The following is a 20063-nucleotide window of genomic DNA, read 5'->3' on the forward strand; positions in this document are numbered from 1 at the left end:
ATGACCACGACTTCATCCCCGATCGAGCACGGCCTCGTCGATGACGCTCCTGCGGCCCCAGAGGGCGTCGAGCCATTGCAGCCCACCATGCCCGGGGTGGCATACACCGCGGCGGATTACTTTGCCGCAGAACAGGCCAGCCTGTTCGAGGCCGAGTGGATGTGCGCCGTCCGCAGTAGCGACCTCGCCGCGCCCGGCGCCTTCGAACGCGTGCAGATCGGACGCGAGAGTGTCCTGATTGTCCGCGGCCGCGACGGTGGCTTGCGGGCCTTTCTCAACATCTGCCGCCATCGGGGCGCGATGCTCTGCACAGAAGACTCTGGTCAGGTCCGTCGTAACCTGCAGTGTCCCTACCACGCCTGGACCTACGGCCTCGACGGCCGACTCATCGCCGCCCCCAACATGGCCGCCATCGATATCGACGGCTCCTTGGATCGACAGCAGTATGGCTTGGTCCCGGTCCACCTTCGGGAGTGGCTCGGGTACGCCTGGGTGTGCCTGGCTGACGAGCCGCCCTCCTTCGAAGACACGGTCATCGGTTCGGTCACCGAGCGATTGGGGAGTTCTGACACCGTCGAGCGCTACGGGGCAACAGACCTGGTCGTGGCGCACCGCCAGGTCTACGACGTCGCCGCGAACTGGAAACTCATCATTGAAAACTTCATGGAGTGCTACCACTGCGCGACCATCCACCCCGAGCTCACCGAGGTTCTTCCCGAATTCGCGCAGGGCCTTGCCGCGCAATATCACGTGGGTCATGGCGCCGAATTCGGCTCTGAAATCGACGGTTTCACCGTTGACGGCCATGAAGGATTCGGTCGCCTCCCCGGCCTGACCGAGGCCGAGGACCGCCGCTACTTCGCCATCACGGTGCGTCCGGGAGTGTTCCTCAACCTGGTGCCCGACCACGTGATCGTGCATCGGATGTTCCCTCTGGCACCCGACCGCACCACGGTGATCTGCGACTGGTTGTTCGCCCCCGGCATCGAGGGGGTCGAGTCCTCCGTCGAGCTCTTTCACCGAGTCAACGTTCAGGATTTCGAGGCCTGCGAACGCACCCAACCCGCGATGTCATCACGCGCCTACCGAAATGGCGGCGTCCTTGTCCCGGCCGAGCATCACATCCTGGACTTTCATGAGTGGGTCACCGAGCGCGTGGGTCCGCCCCATTAGGGGATAGCCAGCGGGCCAGCCCCGGGTACTCGGGCCCAACGGCCTAACATGGTGGGCCTATGCCTTCTAGCGAACCACCCTTTCAGGTCCTGCCAGGAACTCACGCCGGGCCGGTTCAGTCTGTTGATCGGGCCTTGCAGGTGCTTGAGGCGCTCGGCACGCTGGGGGTCGCCGGAGCGGGAGATATCGCCCCGCACCTTGGGGTTCACAAGTCGACCGTTTCTCGCCTGCTCGCCTCGTTGGAGGCTCGTGGTTTTGTCGAACCGACCGATACCTGGGGAAAGTACCGCCTCGGTTTTGCCCTGACCCGACTTGCCGGGCAGGCCTTCGCGCAAATCGATCTCGCCCGTATGGGGCAGGCACCCTGCGATGAGGTCGCCGAGCAGGTCGGGGAAACCACGAACATCGCCGTCCTCGACGGCCCCCGCGTGGTGAACATCACAGAGGGGCGGTCCGTGGCGGAGGTCGCACTTCGGTCCTGGACCGGGCAAAGTAGCCCGGCGCACGCGACAGCCAGCGGCAAGGCGCTCCTCCTCGCCCACGACCGCCGCGCACTGGCGGGCCAGGTCGGCCGCAAACTCGAGGGCTTCACCGACCGGTCCATCACCGACCTGCGCACCCTCGAAGACACTCTCGACGAAGCGCGGGCCCGCGGGTGGACATCCGTTGAAGAGGAACTCGAGATCGGCCTCAACGCGGTCGCCGCACCCATCTATGACCACGCCGGCGCACTCGTGGCGGCTATGTCAGCGTCCGGGCCGGCCTATCGCCTTGGCCCGGAACGATTCAGCGACGTCGCGTCTGTCGTCGTCGATGCCGCCGACGCCATTAGTCTGCGACTCGGCGGCAAGCGCCCTCAGGACGACTAAACCTCGTTGATCTCAGTCCCGTGAGTGCGTCAGTCCCGTTGATGCTCGGGGGCATCTGCCACGGCCTCGCGGACCACCCGCCAGGACAACTCTGAGGAGTAGCCCTTGCGCGCCAGCATCCCGGCAAGTCGGCGCGTCTGCACCGCGGAATCCTTGCCGTGCAGGGACCTCATCTTCTTGGCGACCAGCTCTCGAGCTTGCTCCTCTTCGTGCTCATCGCTGACGTCGTCGAGCACCGCGTCGGAGATTTCGTCATCGACTCCCTTGCGGCGTAGTTCGTGACGCAGGGCCCGCCGGGCAAGACCCCGCGACGCCTGTTGTGAACGGACCAGGGATTGCGCGTAGGCCTCATCGTCAATCAGACCGACATCTTCCATGCGATCCAAGACCTCGGCCGCGACTCGTGGATCACAGTCTCGTGCCGCAAGCTTGTCTTCAAGTTGTGCCCGGCTCCGGGGCGCCATCGTGAGTTGGCGCAAGACGATCGCGCGCGCGACTTCACGGGCGTCGGGTTCCGGGTCGACCGCCGCCGCACCGGCGACAGGTGGTTCGGCACCGCGGCGCCGCCCCCGGCTGGGGAACGACGCCGCGGCCCGGCCACGTCGTGGCTGACTCATCAACCGCTCAGAAATCGACCGGGACCTGCTCGTCCGCTAGTTCGACAGGTTCCTCCCCAGCAGGCGGCTGCCCGATGCCGAGTTTGGCCTTGACCTTCGCCTCGACCTCGTCCGCCAACTCTGGGTTGTCCCGGAGGAACTGCCGGGCGTTTTCCTTGCCTTGCCCGAGCTGATCACCTTCATAGGTGTACCAAGCACCCGACTTGCGCACGAAGCCGTGCTCGACGCCCATATCGATCAAGCCACCTTCACGTGAGATGCCTTGGCCGTAAAGGATGTCGAACTCGGCCTGCTTGAACGGCGGCGCAATCTTGTTCTTAACCACCTTGACGCGGGTACGGTTACCGACGGGGTCGGTCCCGTCTTTCAGCGTTTCGATGCGTCGAACGTCGAGTCGGACCGAGGCGTAGAACTTCAGCGCCTTTCCACCCGTGGTGGTTTCCGGCGAACCAAACATCACGCCGATCTTCTCGCGCAACTGGTTGATGAAGATCGCGGTCGTTCCGGACTGGTTCAGCGCGCCAGTGATCTTGCGTAGCGCCTGACTCATCAGGCGAGCCTGCAGGCCCACGTGACTGTCGCCCATCTCGCCCTCGATCTCCGCGCGAGGCGTCAGCGCTGCAACGGAGTCGATCACGATGATGTCGAGCGATCCTGATCGAATCAGCATGTCGGTGATCTCTAGCGCCTGCTCACCCGTATCGGGTTGGCTCACCAACAGTGCATCGGTGTCCACGCCCAACCTTTTGGCGTACTCCGGGTCAAGCGCGTGCTCGGCGTCAATAAACGCTGCGATCCCGCCAGCTCGCTGAGCGCTGGCTACGGCGTGCAGAGCCACCGTGGTCTTACCGCTGGACTCCGGTCCGTAGACCTCCACCACGCGGCCCCGAGGGAGTCCACCGACACCGAGAGCGATGTCGAGCGCGATAGATCCGGTGGGGATCACCTTGATCGGCGGTCGGGTGTCATCGCCGAGGCGCATGACCGCGCCTTTTCCGTGCGACTTCTCGATCTGGGCGAGAACGACGTCAAGCGACTTCTGCCGGTCTCCGCCAGTGTTGACGGACTTGAGATTGGCTGCCATGCGTGGGCTCCTTCAGTGTCGTATGAGCGCGCCTACCGGCGACGGTTCGTCATTCCGGCGTGCTCAGGGATGACGAGGTGCGTCAGACGCTAGGAGTTGGCACCGACAGCCGCCTAGATGTGCCACACACGCTGTGGACAAAGCGGCCATCGAACCAAGACCTGTGGACAACAGTATGCGAACACGCGTACGAAGCAAGCGACACGCCGACTAGTCCGTCGATGCAGAATCCGGGTGACTCAACTCGCGCAACGACGACCCCTTCCACGCGGCCACCATCGCGAAGGACACGACCACCAGCAGCGCCCACGACCCGAACTTCCCGACGTGAACCATCGTCCAGCCATCGCCCTGATCGGGGTAGCGATAGGCGGCGAACAAGGTCGCGAGATTCTCCGCGACCCAAATGAAGAAGCCGATGAGGACGAACGCCAAGGTCAGCGGCATTCGATATCGCTCCGTCCCCACTGTGAAATGCACCCACGTCCCCCAGCAGGCCGCAAGCAACATCACCGCGAGCACCCAGCGCAGATCAATGATCCAGTGGTGGGTGAAGAAGTTGAGGTAGATGCCAGCCCCGATCAGGCTGACTGCGACGGCACGATAGGACGTCAGTCGTAAGTCGAACAACCGCCACGCCGCCACAATGTAGGACCCCACAGCGGCATACATGAAGCCGCTAAAAAGCGGCACTCCCATGATGGTCAGCACACCCGGATCCGGGTAGGTCCACGAGCCAAGATTTACCTTGACGATCTCGAAAACCAGTCCCGTGACGTGGAATCCGGCGATCGCGATCAACTCCCGGCCGGTCTCCAGACCCAGAAGCCAGAACGCCAGTGAGGTCAGAACTCCCACGAGCAGGAGGGCGTCGTACCGCGCGATGGGCAGGGGTACCACCACCGTGATCGCCATGGCTGCCACCAACACGATGGCAAAGGAACAGGCACGGACCTCAAGCCAGGCAAACCGCAGGAGCTGAGTGAAGGCATAGGGCAACCCGCGGTCCATGACCTAAGCCCGTTCGGGGTGATCTCGCAATGGCAGGTCGCGTCCAAGCCAACGCTCAGGCGGGACATCCATGTCGTCGCAAAGTGCCTGCCACACTCGGCGCGGCTGGGCCCCCGTCGCAAGAGCTTGCTCAACCGTGCGGTCGCCCAGTGCGTGCAACACGTGCGTCGCGGCGAGGTGGCGTCCGTAGGCGCGACCGAATTCCTCATCGACAAGACGCCACAACTCGCTATTTCGCACGGCGCCACAATCTCACACGCCCAGCCCTTTGCTGTCGCGCGCGGTACTCGCTCGGCATACTGAGCGCATGGAGCTCATCACCGCACTCGGCACCCCGACTTCATGGGCCCGGGTCAACGAACCCAGCGCCGGGCCCGTCCGCGTCGGGCTGGTCCAACATCACTGGCGGGAAAATGCCGACGACCTGCGGCAGGTGCTCTCCGAGGGCATCCATTTGGCCGCCGACGCCGGCGCCCAGGTGGTGTTCCTGCCTGAGCTGACACTCTCCCGCTATCCCGCCGACACCCTTCCCGAGGGCACGCCGTCCGATATCGCAGAAGATCTTGAGGACGGTCCGACGGTGACCTTCGCGAGGGAGGCTGCGGCCTCCAGCGGCGCATACGTCCACGCGTCGCTCTATGAGCGGGCTGACCAGGGCGACGGGCTGGGCTTCAACACGGCCGTCTTGGTCGCTCCTGACGGCACGCTGGTGGCTCGCACTCGCAAGACCCATATCCCGGTCACCGCGGGTTACTACGAGGACAAGTACTTCCGCGCTGGACCCCCCGAAAACGCCTATCCCGTAGTCGAACTCGCCGATCCGGCGATGAAACTCGGGTTGCCGACCTGTTGGGATGAGTGGTTCCCTGAGGTCGCTCGCATGTATGCCCTCAACGGCGCGAACCTCCTGGTCTACCCCACGGCCATCGGCTCCGAACCAGACCACCCGGACTTCGACACACAGCCACTGTGGCAGCACACCATCGTCGGACATGCCATCGCCAACGGACTCTTCGTCGTCGTACCCAACCGCACCGGCGTCGAGGGCCTCATCACCTTTTACGGTTCGTCGTTCGTGGCTGACCCTTACGGCCGTGTCCTGGCGCAAGCGCCGCGTGACACCGAGGCCGTCCTGGTCGCTGACCTTGACCTCGCCCAAGGCCGCGACTGGCTCACTCTCTTTCCGTTCCTGGCAACTCGCCGACCCGATAGTTATGGAGACCTCTCCGCCCCGATCAAGCCCGAGCATCAGCGACCGGTCGACTCATGAGCGAACACGACTTCAGCACCTGGCGGATGCCCGCCGAGACAGCCCCGCACGAGCGGACCTGGATGGCCTGGCCCTCCAGCGGATACACGCTTGGCGACACGGATTCCGAGGCCGACGCCGCCCGACGCACCTGGGCAGCGGTCGCGAGCACCGTGGCCGAGTTCGAGCCCGTCACCCTGGTGGTCACCCCGGGCGAGGAGGACCTAGCCCGCGAGTTTCTCGACCCTCGCGTGGAAGTCACCAGCGCGACGCTCGATGACGCGTGGATGCGCGACATCGGCCCCACCTTCGTGGTCGACGCCGACGGACGGCTCGGAGCAGTCGACTGGGTCTTCAATGGTTGGGGCGCCCAGCAATGGGCGTCCTGGGACTACGACGCCCGGATCGCTACCTACGTCGCCGGTCGCGCAGGCGCGACCCTGATCGACTCACCCATGGTCAATGAGGGCGGCGGCATTCACGTCGACGGCGAAGGCACGGTCCTGCTCACCGAGACGGTCCAACTCGATCCGGGTCGCAACCCTCGGCTCACCAAAGAAGACGTCGAAGGCGAACTGACGCGCACCATCGGCGCCACTCATTTCATCTGGCTTCCGCGTGGGCTCACCCGCGATTACGACGAATTCGGCACTCGCGGGCACGTCGACATCGTGGCTACCTTCCCCTCCCCTGGCGTGGTGCTCGTCCACGACCAAGAAGACCCGCAGCACCCGGACTATGAGGTCAGCAGGGAGACCATCGACCTGCTCAGCCGCTCGACGGATGCGCAGGGCAGCCCACTTGCTGTTGTCCGCGTTCCGGCTCCCGCCCAAGGCTATGACGAGGCCGGACCAGTCGACTTCAGTTACGTCAATCACCTCGTGGTCAACGACGGCGTCGTCGCCTGCACCTTCGATGACCCCCACGACGAACGGGCTGCGGCAATCCTCCAAGAGGTCTACCCGGGACGCACCGTGGTGGGTGTCGATGCCCGCGAACTCTTTGCCCGTGGCGGGGGCATCCATTGCATTACCCAGCAGCAACCTGTAGCCCGCTAAATCCGTCACCATGACCGATCCACCACGCAGCACCGCGCGGCGCATCGTCGACGTCCGGCACCGGCTCGAGGTCGATCTCGACCTGTGGTTCGCGAGTGCCGGCGACCGCGGTCCGTGGCTGGTACCGCTGTCCTTCCTGCTCGACGCGGATGGCATCACCCTGCTGATCGTGACCGATGCGAGCACTCGGACTGGGCTGAACCTCGCGGCTGACGGGCGCGTACGTCTGGGGTTGGGTGAACTGCGTGATCTCGCCATGATCGACGCGATGGCAGAAGTGGTGCCGATCGACCAGATGACCGAAACCCAGAGAGACGCCTTCAGCGCCAAGCACGGAAGCGACCCCCGGACGTGGGCCGACTCGCTCATTCTGGTCCGGATGCGCCGTATCCAGGCCTGGCGCCACTCAAACGAACACGACGGGCGCACGATCATGCGAGCCGGCCGCTGGGTGACCTGAGCCGAGGTAAAGCACACTCCAAGACTTGGTCTGGATGTGCCCAGATTCCTTGTCGAGACCGCGCGCCAAAGCGAACACTGCTGAGTGTCCATGCTTTTCACGGTCAGGAGCCATCATGCGTTCACGTCATCGTCTCTCAGCAGCCATTGCCGCCGTCGCCTTCCTCGGGGTGCCGCTCAGTTCGGCAGATGCGCGTTCCGCTTCGTCCGATATCGACCTCGGTGCCATGCAGGGACACCTCAAGGCGCTCCAGCAAATCTCGGATGAGCACGGTGGGCGGGGTACGGGGACCACGGGCTACCAGAAGTCGGTCGACTACGTGAAAGGCAAACTCCAGGGAGCTGGCTACCAGGTCACGGTGCAGCCCTTTGACACCCAGCTCGGTACGTCCTACAACGTCATCGCCGAGATGCCCGGTACCTCCCCGGGACCCGTCGTCATGGTCGGCGGACACCTTGACAGCGCCGACAACGCTGGCATCAATGACAACGGGTCGGGCACTGCCGGCGTTTTGGAGACGGCACTCGCGTTCGCCAAGAGCGGTGAAAAGCCCCGCAACACCCTGCGATTCGCGTTCTGGGGCGCCGAGGAGCTTAACCTGGTCGGTTCCACGCATTATGCCGAGGGCCTCGGCACCCAAGGCCGCGATCGGATCCAGGCCTATCTCAACGTCGACATGATCGCGTCCAAGAACGCTGCCTACTTCGTCTATGACGACAATCCCGCCGGCAACTTCATCCGCGATGACCTCACGAAGTACTTCACCAGCGCCGGAGTCCAGTCTGAGTACACCGATCCGAATGGACGCTCGGATCACGCGGCCTTGCGCAGGTACGGCATACCGACCGGCGGGATCTTTACCGGGGCCGAGCAGATCAAGACCAGTGCACAGGCGCAGAAGTGGGGCGGCACCGCTGGGAAACCTTACGACTCGTGCTATCACCAGGCATGCGATGACATGACCAACATCAACACCACGGCCTTGGACCGTCACGCCGACGCGATCGGGCACCTCCTGTGGAGCTACGCGGACAAGGACTTTGGGAGCGCCAACACCAGGTGAGCGCGCAGCTGGGTCGATGACGGTGCGGTGACTGTCACTGGGCAGTGGCAGGCTGGCGCTTATGGCCGCCGTCCTTGACCGCTTCTCCCCCGCGACCCGTGCGTGGTTCGAGGGTTCGTTCACCGAGCCCACACCCGCGCAGGCTGGCGCGTGGGATGCGATCAGCAGCGGCGACCACACCTTGGTCGTCGCCCCAACCGGATCCGGTAAGACGCTCTCGGCATTCCTGTGGGCGCTCGACCGTGCGGCGTCCGAGCCTGCTCCGGAGGATCCGCTCGCGCGCTGCCGCGTGCTCTACATCTCACCGATGAAGGCGCTGGCCGTCGACGTCGAGCGCAACCTACGCGCGCCCCTGGTGGGGATCAAGCACGCGGCGGTGCGCCTCGGGCTGCCCGAGCCGAGCGTCACCACCAGCGTCCGATCGGGCGACACCACGGCGCGCGAGCGTCGCGCCTTCCAACGCACGCCTAGCGACGTCCTCATCACCACACCGGAGTCGCTGTTCCTCTTACTGACCTCAGCGGCACGAGAGTCCCTCCGAGGCGTCGAGACGGTGATCATTGACGAGGTTCACGCCGTCGCTGGCACCAAACGCGGCGCGCACCTGGCGCTGAGCCTGGAACGTCTCGACGCTTGGCTTGGTAGGCCGACCCAGCGCATCGGGCTCTCTGCGACCGTGCGTCCGGTAGAGGAAGTGGCGCGCTACCTCACGGGAGGTCGCCCGGTCACGACGGTCCAGCCACCCTCGACGAAGTCCTGGGACCTTCAGGTTGTCGTGCCGGTCGAGGACATGTCCGAGCTCGGGGGCGCCCCTGCGCAAGAAGGCGACGCGGCGGAGCGTCCCTCCATCTGGCCCCACGTCGAAGAACGCATCGTTGACCTCATCTGCGAGCACCGCTCGACTCTGGTGTTTGCCAACTCGCGTCGGCTCGCGGAGCGACTCACCGCACGGCTCAATGAAATTTGGGAAGAGCGTACGGCCCCGAGCGAACACGGTGATCCTCCCCATTCCGAACCAACACAGGACTTTCCGGCTCAAGCGATCGGGCAGTCCGGGCAGAGTGCTGGCTCAGCAGGCATACTTGCGCGCGCCCATCACGGCTCAGTCAGCAAGGAACAGCGCGCACAGATCGAAGACGACCTCAAGGCCGGGCGGCTCCCCGCTGTCGTCGCCACGTCATCCCTGGAACTCGGGATCGATATGGGTGCCGTCGACCTCGTCATTCAGGTGGAGTCGCCGCCAAGTGTGGCAAGCGGCTTGCAGCGCGTCGGACGCGCGGGTCACCAGGTAGGTGCGACCTCCCGTGGCGTCCTCTTTCCCAAGTTCCGTGGCGATCTGGTGCAAACCGCGGTCGTGGTGGAGCGCATGCGCGAGGGTGCGATCGAGGCCCTCCGGGTCCCCGCCAATCCGCTCGACGTACTGGCTCAGCAGATTGTGGCGATGTGCGCCATGGACGACTGGACCGTCAGCGACGTCGAGTCCCTCATGCGGCGGAGCGCTTCGTACGGCACCCTCACCCGGCCCGTGCTCGAGTCCGTGCTGGACATGCTCGCCGGGAGATACCCCTCCGATGAGTTCGCCGAGTTGCGCCCCCGGCTGGTGTGGGATCGGCTCAACGACACCTTGACCGGTCGGCGCGGCGCCCAGCGCCTCGCGGTCACCTCCGGCGGGACAATCCCCGACCGCGGGCTGTACGGCGTCTTCCTGGCCGGTGGCGACGGACCCGGCCGCAGAGTCGGTGAGCTCGACGAAGAGATGGTTTATGAATCACGGGTCGGTGACATCTTTACCTTGGGGACCTCGTCCTGGCGGATTGAGGACATCACCCATGATCAGGTCCTGGTCACACCCGCTCCGGGGCAACCTGGCCGCCTGCCGTTCTGGAAGGGCGACACCCTGGGTCGTCCTCTGGAGCTGGGTCGGGCCGTTGGTGCCTTCGTGCGTGAACTCGACGCACTGGACGACGACGCGGCCACCGCGCGAACGCGCACCTCAGGGCTAGACACCTGGGCCAGCGCCAATCTGTTGACCTATCTGCGCGAGCAGAGGTCGGCCACTGGCCATGTGCCTCATGACCGGACCATCGTGGTGGAGCGTTTTCGCGATGAACTCGGCGACTGGCGCGTCGTGGTGCACAGCCCGTTTGGCTCCCAGGTGCATGCTCCGTGGGCGCTGGCCCTGGCAGCACGCCTGCGCGAGAGATTCGGTGTCGACGTGCAGGCCATGCATGGCGATGACGGAATCGTGCTGCGGCTGCTCGACCTGGAAGTCGGCGCCGAGGGCGACGCCGGTGCTGACTTCGGTGAACAGATCACCTCTCTCATCCTGCTCCAACCAGATGAAATCGATACGCAGGTCACCGAAGAAATTGGTGGATCTGCTTTGTTTGCAGCGCGATTCCGTGAGTGTGCGGCCAGAGCACTGCTGCTTCCTCGACGCACACCGGGACGCCGTCAGGCCTTGTGGCAGCAGCGACAACGCTCAGCTCAACTCCTTGAGGTGGCGTCCAATTATCCATCGTTCCCGATCTCGCTAGAAGCGGTGCGAGAGTGCGTCCAGGACGTTTTTGACGTCCCTGGCCTCGTCGAACTCATGCGCGATGTCGAATCTCGACGCGTACGCGTTGTTGAGGTCGAGACCCAAACACCATCGCCGTTCGCCAAGAGCCTGCTCTTTGGCTATGTCGCCCAGTTCCTCTATGAGGGTGACTCACCGCTTGCCGAGCGGCGAGCGGCAGCCCTTGCGCTTGACCCGGCGCTGCTGGGCGAGCTGCTCGGCCGCGACGCGGGCAGCACCTTGCGCGATCTGCTCGACCCGGAGGTGGTGCATCAGACTGAGGCCGAGTTGCAGCGCACGGCACCTGATCGGCGCTGCCGCGACCGTGACGACCTTGCCGACCTGTTGCGCCGGCTGGGGCCACTGACCCGTGAGGCCATGCTGGCGCGTACCACCGAAGAGCGAGCTGACCAGATTGAGCGGTGGATCGAGGAGCTCTTGACCACCCGCCAGACCATCGAGGTTCGCATCGCTGGCAAGGACCGAGTCGCGCTCGTGGAGGATGCCGCTCGGCTGCGCGATGCCCTGGGTACCGCCTTGCCGGTGGGCCTCCCCGCGGTCTTTCTCGAACCCGTCGAAGACCCCCTCGGCGACCTGCTCCATCGATACGCTCGCAACCATGGCCCCTTCGACGAGCCAACTGTCGCAGCGGAACTCGGCCTCGGGCAGGCCATCGTCAGCGCTGGCCTGCAGCGCCTGGTCTCCGCCGGGCGGCTGACTCGGGGTGAGTTGCGCCCCACGGCACTCGGTGGCGGTCAGCATGGTGTGGAGTACTGCCACCCCGAAGTTCTTCGATTGCTTAAACGTCGCTCGTTGGCGGCCGTCCGCGCAGAGGTCGAACCAGTTCCTGCACGCAGTCTGGCCCAGTTTCTTCCCGCGTGGCAGGGCGTCGGCAAGAATCAACACGGACTCGATGGCTTGCTGCGTACGGCCGAGCAACTGTCCGGGGCAGCCCTTCCCGCCAGTGCTCTGGAGGCACTCATCCTTCCAGCACGCATACAGCGCTATCAGCCGTCTCTGCTGGATGAACTCACCGCGTCGGGCGAGATCATCTGGCAGGGGCGTGGTTCACTTCCCGGCGATGATGGCTGGATCTCGCTCCATCTGGCCGACACCGCTCACCTCACGCTCGCCGATCCTGATCCGGCGCTCGAACTCGGATCCGTCCACCGCGCGGTTTTGTCCTGTCTCGACGGTGGTGGCGCGTACTTTTTTCGTGGGCTCGCCGATCAGGTCGCCCGTGCGCTTCGGGAGGCAGCAAGCGAAGACGGCGGCTCGGTGGACCGCATCTCGGAGACTCCCGATGACACCGCGCTTGCCCAGGCACTCTGGGATCTGGTGTGGGCCGGATATGTCACCGGCGACACCCTCGCGCCGCTGCGTGCTCTCCTGCGAAGTGGACGCCCCGCCCATCGGGCTCGGCGAACCGGCCCAACTCGCAGCCGTTACGGACGACCCGGCGCCGCGCTGCGCACTGGACGCGCAAGTATGCCCAGCCGCACCGGGCCGCCGTCAGCAGCCGGACGTTGGTCTCAAGTTCCGTCTTCGCTGGCGACACCAACAGAGCGCGCACTCGCACGCTCGGAGGTGCTGCTCGACCGATATGGCGTGGTCACCCGTGGGTCGGTCATGGCCGAAGGAGTGCCCGACGGGTTTGCCGGGGTCTATCGAGTCCTGGCCACGGCAGAGGAGGCCGGCCGGGTGCGCCGCGGCTACTTCGTCGAGGGGCTAGGCGCTGCGCAGTTTGGCACGGTCGGTGCGGTCGACCGGCTGCGCGCAGCTGGCCGAGAAGCACCGATGCCACCTGATTCCTTCTGGGAGACTCCACCCGAAACTCCCCGAACTGCAGTGATTCTCGCCGCTACCGACCCCGCTAATCCCTACGGTGCAGCGCTCCCCTGGCCCGACCGCACCGGTCCCGCTGACGGCAGTACGTCCAGTGCACCAAGCGGGCATCGCCCAGGTCGAAAGTCCGGAGCGATGGTCGCCCTTCTCGATGGCGAACTCATCCTCTATGTCGAGCGTGGTGGCCGCACCCTCCTCACCTGGAGTGAGGACAAGGCAGCGCTGAGCGCGGCAGCCACTGCTTTAGCGCGCACGGTCCGTGAGGGTGGCTTGAGCAGCCTCACCATTGCGACCGTCGATGGCGAGAAGATCCTGGGGTCTGGCCATGCCATCACCGACGCGCTCACTGAATCCGGGTTTCACACCAGCCCGCAGGGGCTGAAGTTGCGGCGCTGAGTTGTCTGACCGAGCGACAAGACGGGATACGGTCCTCAGGTGCCTGAAGGAGATGCCGTGCTGCGCACCGCCCGCCGGCTGGACGCCTCGCTGGCAGGGGCGCCTCTCGCCGTGGCCGATCTCCGGTGGGGGCACGTCGACGGTGAGCGACTGCACTGCGCCTGCACACTTGCCGTCGTTGCGGTGGGCAAACATCTCCTCCATCGCCTCGACAACGGTCTGACACTCCACACCCACCTGCGCATGGATGGCCGCTGGCAGACCCTTCCAGTGAGCGCAGTTACCCCAGCACAACGCCGAGCGCCCGGCCTCCGGGCGCTGCTCGCCACTCAGACGACCGCCGCTTTGGGATGGCATCTGGGCTTAGTCGAGATTGTCCGTACCCGCGACGAAGCCGACGTGGTCGGCCACCTTGGTCCGGACCTGCTGGGCGGGGACTGGAACGAGGCGTTGGCCCTGAGCAACCTGATGAGCGCGCCTGAGCGGCCCATCGCCGAGGCACTCCTTGACCAACGCAATCTGGCTGGCCTTGGCACGATCTTCACGAGCGAACCGCTGTTCATGCAGCAGATCCATCCCTGGACACGGGTGGGCGCGCTTCCCGCGGACCGGATACGGGCGCTGGTCCGGCGAGGACAAGAGCTGCTGCAGGTGAGCATGACGTACGGGCATCCGTGCTCCACGGGTCATCGACGCGAACCGATGTATGTCTTCGGTCGGAAAGGCCGTCCATGTCGTCGCTGCGGGACGACGCTGCGGCACATCACCGTGGGTGAACCGCCGCGGGAGCGGGTTTTGACGTATTGCTCGCGCTGCCAGCCCGAGGCTTAGGCGGCGGGTACGACCTGCGCGGCGGTGGCCGAAGCAACCGGCAGACGCACCGGGGCGGCGATGGCCTCGGCGTGCGCGACCTTGCGAGTCACCAGATCGAGGGTTTCGGAGAGGTCAAGACCAAGAGCGGTGGAGATCGCGGCCAGCATCTCGGACGAGGCTTCTTTCTCGCCACGCTCGATTTCGCTGAGGTAGCCCAGGGAGACCTTGGCTGATGCCGACACATCGCGCAGAGTGCGACCTTGGACCTGCCGCTGCTCGCGCAGCACGTCACCAAGTTCGTGGCGAAGCAGAATCATCAGGCCTCCTCATTGCCTCATCGTCGTGTTCCTACCGTACATCTCCCCGGTGACACCTCACCGAGCACTCTCATCTATCGAATGCTCTCGGTCCCCAGTTTGTCGGCCAGCAGATTGAGCACCGCTTCGACTGCGGCCTCGCGGATCTCAGCACGATCTCCGGTGAGGTCGAGCGCGCGAACTGTCATCTCCTGCGGTCCTGCGACGGCGATAAACACTCGCCCCACAGGTTGTCCGTCTTGGGGAGTTGGTCCGGCCACCCCCGTGGTCGCCAACCCCCAGTCACACGCCAGCACCCGGCGTACGCCCTGCGCCAACTGCTCGGCAACCTGCGCCTGTACGGCACCACCATCCCGCAGGACCTGCGCGTCGACGCCGAGCACATCGGCCTTGACGTCGGTCGCATACGCCACGATACCGCCCCGAACTGTCGCGCTCGCGCCGCTGATGTCCGTGAGTGCCGCGCACACCAGGCCGCCGGTCAACGATTCGGCCATGCCGACCGTTTCCCCGCGGACAATCAGCGCGCGCACCACCCTGTCGGGAAGTGGGTTATTCACGCCTCGCGCCGCATTCGCATGGCTCGCATCACGTAGTCAACGGCGGTTGCGACGGTCACCACCACGGCAGCAAGCATGACGATCAAACCGATCAGGTGAATCCAGTCTGGCCACGGCATCACCAAGATTGAGAGACCGACCACTTGAAGAGTCGTCTTCAGTTTGCCGCCACGACTCGCAGGCATCACGCCGTGCCGGATCACCGAAAAACGCAGGACGGTGATGAACACTTCGCGGGCGATGATCACGATCGTGATCCACCACCAGAGTTCGTCGATCATGGATAACCCGATGAGCGCAGAGCCCACGAGCGCCTTGTCCGCGATCGGGTCCATCACCTTGCCGAGATCGGTGACCAATCCCCGAGACCGGGCCAAGTCGCCATCGAGACGGTCAGTGATGCTGGCGAGCACGAATACGGCCGCGGCGAGCCACCGGAAGCCGTCGTTGCGCCCCTCGTCGACCAGAAGGAGAAACGCGAAGAGCGGTACGAGCAGAATCCGGACACCGGTCAGCACGTTCGCGATGTTCCAGTTACTGACTGGCGGCGCGGGCTCCGTCACCATCAGGGGTCCTCGATCGGACTGGCCACGAGGTCCACCCCTTCGGTGTCAGTCACGGTTGCAAGAACCAGGTCTCCGACGGCGTACCCGTCAGCCTCAAGATAGGTCACCCCATCGACGTCGGGGCCCTGTTGGCCGGCCCGTCCCACCGGTCGGGCGTCGTCCTCATCCCCCGTGGACTCCACCAGTACCTGGACCGTCTGGCCGATCCGCTCCTGCGCCCGCTGCTCGTTCAGGTCGTCAGCGAGGGTACGGATGCGCGCCACTCGTTCCTGAACCTCATCCGGGTCGATCTTTCCGTCGTGCCCCTCCGCCTCGGTTCCGTCTTCATCCGAGTAGCCGAACACGCCCACCACATCGAGGCGTGCCTCAATCAGAAAGGACTCCAACTCCACCAGGTCGTGTTCAGTCTCGCCAGGGAACCCGACAATCACATTGGATCGGATACCCGCCTCGGGGCTACGGCGGCGAATGTCTTCGACCAGGGACACGAAAGACCCGCGGTCTCCGAATCGCCGCATTCTGCGCAGTAGCGGCCCGGAGGCGTGCTGGAAGGAGATGTCGAAGTAGGGCACGACACCTTCAATGGACGTCATCGCGTCCAAAAGGTCGGGTCGGATCTCTGCGGGCTGAAGGTAACTCACCCGAACTCGCTCGATGCCCTCGACTGCCACGAGCTCAGGAAGCATCGTGTCGAGGAGTCGCAGGTCGCCAAGGTCTTTGCCATAGGACGTGGAGTTCTCGCTGACCAAGAACACCTCGCGCACGCCGCGTTCCCCAAGCCACCTCGCCTCAGCGAGGACATCGGTCGGCCGGCGCGACACGAACGCACCGCGGAACATCGGGATGGCGCAGAAGGCACAGCGTCGGTCACACCCGCTGGCGATCTTGAGCGGCGCCCAAGGCCGGCCGTCCAGGCGGGCCCGAATGACGCGCGGCCCGGCCAACGGACTCTCCACGGAGACATCCGCGGGCGCGCTGGTCTGTGCGTGCCCCGGGACCGAGACATCTGAACCCTGCCGCTCAACAGGCGACAGCGGCAGCAGTGTTCGTCGATCGCTGGGCGTGTGCGAGGCGGGCCGACCGCCCTGCAATATCGAGGTCAGGTGGCCGGACATGTCGGAATAGGAATCGAAGCCCAGCACTGCGTCGGCCTCGGGCAATTGCTCGGCGAGCTGCTCGCCATAGCGCTCGGCGAGACAACCGACTGCGACCACGGCCTGCGTACGCCCGGTCTCCTTCAGGTCATTGGCCTCAAGGAGCGCGTCAATGGAGTCTTTCTTGGCCTGCTCGACGAACCCGCAGGTGTTCACCACGGCGACATCGGCATCGGCTGCGTCCTCGACCAACTGCCAACCCTCAGCGGACAAGCGGCCCGCCAGTTCTTCACTGTCGACCTCGTTGCGAGCGCATCCAAGGGTGACAACGGCAACGCTTCTTGGCTGGGTAGCATTCGGCACCCGCTCACTGTAGTGATGGGATAGAGCCCATGACCGACTCCCTCGCCGCAGTCCGTGCTCTGCTTCACGACCACCCCCTCATCGACGGGCACAACGACCTGCCGTGGGCGGCGCGCGAACTCGTGGGCTACGACTTCGATCGGCTCGACATCTCGGGCGACACAAGCGACCGAACGCATACCGACATAGGACGCTTGCAGGCCGGTTGTGTCGGTGGACAGTTCTGGTCGGTCTATGTTCCCGCGACCCTCGCGCAGGAGACGGCCGTCACCGCGACCCTGGAGCAGATTGACGCCGTTCACCAGATGGTCGGGCGCTATCCCGAGGCGTTCGGCATTGCGCGGAGTGCCGATGAGGTGATGGACGTCTTCGACTCCGGTCGGGTCGCTTCGCTCATGGGCATGGAGGGCGGCCACTCCATCGGGTGCTCGCTCGCCACGCTGCGAATGATGTACGTGCTCGGGGTCCGATACATGACCCTCACTCACAACGACAACGTGCCGTGGGCTGACTCGGCCACTGACGCGCCGGTCCACGACGGCCTTTCCCGATTCGGCGTCGAGGTCGTCCGCGAGATGAACCGCATGGGCATGCTCGTGGACCTGTCCCATGTCTCCGCTGACACCATGCGTACGGCCATCGACGCCTCCGCCTCGCCCGTGATCTTCTCGCACAGTTCGGCGCGCGCGGTGGCCGACAGCCCACGCAACGCGCCGGATGACGTCTTGGAGCGTCTGCGCGACAACAACGGGGTGATCATGTCCACCTTTGTCCCCGCGTTTGTGTCTGCTGGCGCGGCACAGTGGCGCAAAGACGCGACCGACGCCGCCCGCGAAGCCGGCGTCTCGCCCACAGATCTCGCACAGTTCAACCCCTTCTGCACGGAGTGGGCGAAAACCCACCCCGTGCCCACGGCGACCATCGATGACGTGGTCAACCATTTCGTCCACATTCGTGAGGTCGCGGGCATCGACCACCTCGGCGTCGGCGGCGACTACGACGGAGTGCCCGGCCTACCGACCGGCCTGGAAGATGTCAGCACCTACCCCAAGGTCTTCACGGCGCTCCATGACAAGGGGTGGTCCGAAGAGGACCTCGCCAAGGTGGCCGGCGGCAACATCCTGCGCGTACTTCGTGACGCCGAAGCGGTCGCCCGCGACCTGCAGGAGACCCGTGGCCCCAGCCTGGCGACGTACGAGGAACTCGACGGAGCCTGAAGGGCCTCGGCCGGACTGTCCCGAAAAAGTTCGAGCCCGATGTCGAAGACACATCGCGCCGTTCGACGTTTGTGCGAGTCGACCACCAACGAGCGGTGGTCCACCAACGAGAAGGAGCGAGCAATGCCACGATTCATGGGTCTAGTCCGGATGGAAGAAAACCTCGACACAGCACCGCCGAAGGCGCTGTTCGAGGCGATGGACAAGCATATCGCCGCCGCAACCGCAGAGGGCCACTTCCTGGATGGTGGCGGTCTGTTCGGCACCGAAGATGCGGTGAACTTCGTCGTGCGCAAGGGCGCGGTCACGCGGGTCGATGGGCCCTACGCCGAGGCCAAGGAGATCGTCGGGGGTTGGGCGATCATGCAATACGACACCGTCGAAGAGGCGATCGCCGCCCAGGAAATGTTCGCCCAGTTGCACGCCGAGCACTGGCCCGAGGTCACGATGGTCGCCACGCTGCGCCAAGTGTCCGAGGGGCCCGACGAACCCGACGCCTGATGGATACGGCCGCCGTCTGGCGGGCCGAGTCGGCCCGCTTGATCGGCGCGTTGACCAGGATGACGCGCGACCTCGACCTCGCCGAAGACCTTGCTCAGGACGCGCTGGTCAGCGCATTGGAGCAATGGCCTGCTAATGGCGTACCCGACAACCCCGGCGCCTGGCTGATGACGACGGCCAAACGCCGGGCCGTCGACACCTTTCGGCGTGCCGACACTCTGCGTCAAAAACTCGAAGTGCTGAGCCGTGATCTTCGGGAGGAGGATGGGATGCCCGACCTCACCACCCAGGTCGACGCTATCGAGGATGACGTGTTGCGGCTCATCTTCCTGACATGCCACCCCGAGCTGAGCCCAGAGTCTCGTGCCGCGCTGACGCTACGCCTCGTCGGCGGGTTGTCGACAGCTGAGATTGCCAGGGCTTTCCTAACATCCGAATCGACTATGGGGCAACGGATTTCGCGGGCGAAGAAGAGTCTCCAAGCGGTGGGCGTCGAGTTCGACCTTCCGACTGGGGACGAGCGCGCAGCACGGCTCGACGACGTGTTGGCCGTGATCTACCTGATCTTCAACGAGGGCTACACCGCGACCAACGGCGCGCGGTGGATGCGACCCGAACTCACCGGGGAGGCCATTCGCCTGGCGCGCATGATCGCCAAACTCGTGCCAGACCTGCCCGAGGTGCACGGACTGCAGTCGCTCCTGGAACTGCAGGCGTCGCGATCGGTCGCTCGAATCGATACCGACGGACGCCCGGTGCTCCTGGAGGACCAGGATCGCACCCGTTGGGACACCCTTCTGATCCGCCGGGGCCTGGCTTCCCTGGACCGCGCGGAGCGTCTTGCCGTGCGAGGCGCACCGGTCGGCAGGTATGTCCTGCAAGCGGCGATCGCCGCTCAGCACGCCCGCGCTGCCGCCGCTCAAGACACCGACTGGCAAACCATCGCGCGGCTCTACGACCTCCTTGCCAGCGCGGCGCCAGGCCCGGTCGTTGAGGTCAACCGTGCCGTTGCCCACGGACGCGCATACGGACCAGCGGCCGGACTGGCAGTGCTCGATGCACTTCCCGACGGCGCCCTCGGCGGCTCGCACCTGCTCCCTAGTGTCCGGGCCGACCTGCTCGCCAGAGCCGGGCGGACCGCCGAGGCGCAGGCGATGTTTCGAACGGCCGCCCAACTCACTCGAAATGCCAGCGAACGTGACCTACTCCTGCGCCGCGCCGCGGCCGCCCGCGGACAGGCCTGACGCCGA

At 65.2% G+C, this 20063-nt stretch carries 19 protein-coding genes; 11 read left to right on the plus strand and 8 right to left on the minus strand.

The genetic code is table 11. The annotated features are described in order from the left end of the window. The gene (locus F562_RS0107640) at positions 1-1173 is read left to right on the plus strand and encodes an SRPBCC family protein (RefSeq protein ID WP_018156358.1); all 1173 of its coding nucleotides are present in this window, start codon (positions 1-3) and stop codon (positions 1171-1173) included. A 59-nt stretch (positions 1174-1232) separates the two neighbouring features. Continuing rightward, on the plus strand, positions 1233-2042 hold the full coding sequence (locus F562_RS0107645) for an IclR family transcriptional regulator (RefSeq protein WP_018156359.1): 810 nt from the start codon (positions 1233-1235) through the stop codon (positions 2040-2042). Positions 2043-2071: 29 nt separating this feature from the next. Here the strand turns inward: F562_RS0107645 and F562_RS0107650 are convergent, their stop codons facing one another. The 4 genes from F562_RS0107650 to F562_RS18455 form a co-directional block, all read right to left on the minus strand. Further along, entirely contained in the window at positions 2072-2659 is a 588-nt protein-coding gene (locus F562_RS0107650; RefSeq protein ID WP_018156360.1) for a regulatory protein RecX, read from the minus strand. Positions 2660-2666: 7 nt separating this feature from the next. Next, complete coding sequence (gene recA / locus F562_RS0107655) at positions 2667-3743, minus strand: recombinase RecA (protein ID WP_018156361.1); 1077 nt, start codon at positions 3741-3743, stop codon at positions 2667-2669. Positions 3744-3953: 210 nt separating this feature from the next. Then, positions 3954-4754, minus strand: a complete 801-nt coding sequence (locus F562_RS0107660; protein ID WP_018156362.1) for a DUF817 domain-containing protein — start codon at positions 4752-4754, stop codon at positions 3954-3956. 3 nt (positions 4755-4757) lie between these two features. Further along, on the minus strand, positions 4758-4994 hold the full coding sequence (locus F562_RS18455; protein ID WP_018156363.1) for a DUF3046 domain-containing protein: 237 nt from the start codon (positions 4992-4994) through the stop codon (positions 4758-4760). Positions 4995-5061: 67 nt separating this feature from the next. Between F562_RS18455 and F562_RS0107670 the strand changes: the two genes are divergently transcribed. From F562_RS0107670 to F562_RS0107695, 6 genes are all read left to right on the plus strand, one after another. Continuing rightward, entirely contained in the window at positions 5062-6024 is a 963-nt protein-coding gene (locus F562_RS0107670) for a nitrilase-related carbon-nitrogen hydrolase (protein WP_018156364.1), read from the plus strand. Then, on the plus strand, positions 6021-7061 hold the full coding sequence (locus F562_RS0107675) for an agmatine deiminase family protein (protein ID WP_018156365.1): 1041 nt from the start codon (positions 6021-6023) through the stop codon (positions 7059-7061). The genes F562_RS0107670 and F562_RS0107675 overlap by 4 nt, the downstream gene beginning before the upstream one ends. Before the next feature lie 10 nt (positions 7062-7071). Then, positions 7072-7521, plus strand: coding sequence for a pyridoxamine 5'-phosphate oxidase family protein (locus tag F562_RS0107680; protein WP_018156366.1), 450 nt, complete (start codon positions 7072-7074; stop codon positions 7519-7521). Between the two features lie 115 nt (positions 7522-7636). Next, positions 7637-8584 (plus strand): M20/M25/M40 family metallo-hydrolase, encoded by a 948-nt coding sequence (locus tag F562_RS18460; RefSeq protein ID WP_018156367.1) that lies wholly within the window; start codon positions 7637-7639, stop codon positions 8582-8584. A 61-nt stretch (positions 8585-8645) separates the two neighbouring features. Then, entirely contained in the window at positions 8646-13382 is a 4737-nt protein-coding gene (locus F562_RS0107690; protein WP_018156368.1) for an ATP-dependent helicase, read from the plus strand. Between the two features lie 39 nt (positions 13383-13421). Continuing rightward, complete coding sequence (locus tag F562_RS0107695) at positions 13422-14213, plus strand: DNA-formamidopyrimidine glycosylase family protein (protein ID WP_026181100.1); 792 nt, start codon at positions 13422-13424, stop codon at positions 14211-14213. Here the strand turns inward: F562_RS0107695 and F562_RS0107700 are convergent. From F562_RS0107700 to rimO, 4 genes are all read right to left on the minus strand, one after another. Then, positions 14210-14512, minus strand: coding sequence for a helix-turn-helix domain-containing protein (locus F562_RS0107700; RefSeq protein WP_018156370.1), 303 nt, complete (start codon positions 14510-14512; stop codon positions 14210-14212). The genes F562_RS0107695 and F562_RS0107700 overlap by 4 nt on opposite strands. Positions 14513-14586: 74 nt before the next feature. After that, the gene (locus F562_RS0107705; RefSeq protein ID WP_018156371.1) at positions 14587-15072 is read right to left on the minus strand and encodes a CinA family protein; all 486 of its coding nucleotides are present in this window, start codon (positions 15070-15072) and stop codon (positions 14587-14589) included. Further along, positions 15069-15638: a CDP-diacylglycerol--glycerol-3-phosphate 3-phosphatidyltransferase gene (gene pgsA, locus F562_RS0107710; RefSeq protein ID WP_018156372.1), complete on the minus strand. Its 570-nt coding sequence runs from the start codon at positions 15636-15638 to the stop codon at positions 15069-15071. The genes F562_RS0107705 and pgsA overlap by 4 nt, the downstream gene beginning before the upstream one ends. Continuing rightward, positions 15638-17095 carry a 30S ribosomal protein S12 methylthiotransferase RimO gene (gene rimO, locus F562_RS0107715; protein WP_018156373.1) on the minus strand — a complete coding sequence of 486 codons (1458 nt, stop codon included), beginning with the start codon at positions 17093-17095 and terminating at the stop codon, positions 15638-15640. The genes pgsA and rimO overlap by 1 nt, the downstream gene beginning before the upstream one ends. Before the next feature lie 29 nt (positions 17096-17124). Between rimO and F562_RS0107720 the strand changes: the two genes are divergently transcribed. From F562_RS0107720 to F562_RS0107730, 3 genes are all read left to right on the plus strand, one after another. Beyond that, a complete protein-coding gene (locus F562_RS0107720) occupies positions 17125-18312 on the plus strand; it encodes a dipeptidase (protein ID WP_018156374.1) in 1188 nt (395 codons plus the stop codon). Between the two features lie 123 nt (positions 18313-18435). After that, entirely contained in the window at positions 18436-18813 is a 378-nt protein-coding gene (locus tag F562_RS0107725; RefSeq protein ID WP_026181102.1) for a YciI family protein, read from the plus strand. After that, on the plus strand, positions 18813-20057 hold the full coding sequence (locus tag F562_RS0107730; protein ID WP_018156376.1) for an RNA polymerase sigma factor: 1245 nt from the start codon (positions 18813-18815) through the stop codon (positions 20055-20057). The genes F562_RS0107725 and F562_RS0107730 overlap by 1 nt, the downstream gene beginning before the upstream one ends. Positions 20058-20063: the final 6 nt, after the last annotated feature.

The sequence above is a fragment of the Demetria terragena DSM 11295 genome (assembly GCF_000376825.1).
GTDB lineage: Bacteria > Actinomycetota > Actinomycetes > Actinomycetales > Dermatophilaceae > Demetria > Demetria terragena.